The organism is Dellaglioa sp. CoH-57-MRSF-22, from assembly GCF_056781895.1.
On sequence record NZ_JBXAXT010000099.1, the window covers coordinates 1 to 423 of the forward strand.

General features: G+C 51.1%; 1 protein-coding gene. It reads right to left on the reverse strand.

Going from position 1 to position 423, the window contains the following annotated elements; genetic code table 11:
* Window positions 1–153: 153 nt before the first annotated feature.
* Window positions 154–423: hypothetical protein (locus AC1RPR_RS08365; RefSeq protein WP_481763494.1), on the reverse strand; the 270-nt coding region annotated here is incomplete at its 5' end.

Here is a 423-nt window from a genome sequence, read left to right on the forward strand (position 1 = left end):
TTCCGGGGATATCCACGGGATGCGGCAGATGCGCCACACTCTTCAGCTTATCAGCCTGAATCTGAGCCATGCGCTCTTGCTTATCTGCCGGAAACGCATCGAACGATGTGGTCTTCGACTGAGGTACGTAGTTTTTTGTGTCGATCATTGTGATTATCCTAGGATGCTATCGAGAGCACCCCCAAGCGAGTTGATAGCGGTCTGCGAAACGGTGTTCACCACTCCGCTGACCAAACTTTGACCAGCGTTGAACACCACCTCACTGATTAGGTCAGACGAGACGTTTGCCAGATTTATGAATACGTCACCGACTGAGAACGTTACGCGGTTGACGATCCGTGTACTTGCTCCGGACTCCAAAGTATATTGCTCGACCGTCATGGGCCAACACTCAACATATTCAATGACGGCAACCACGGAGTT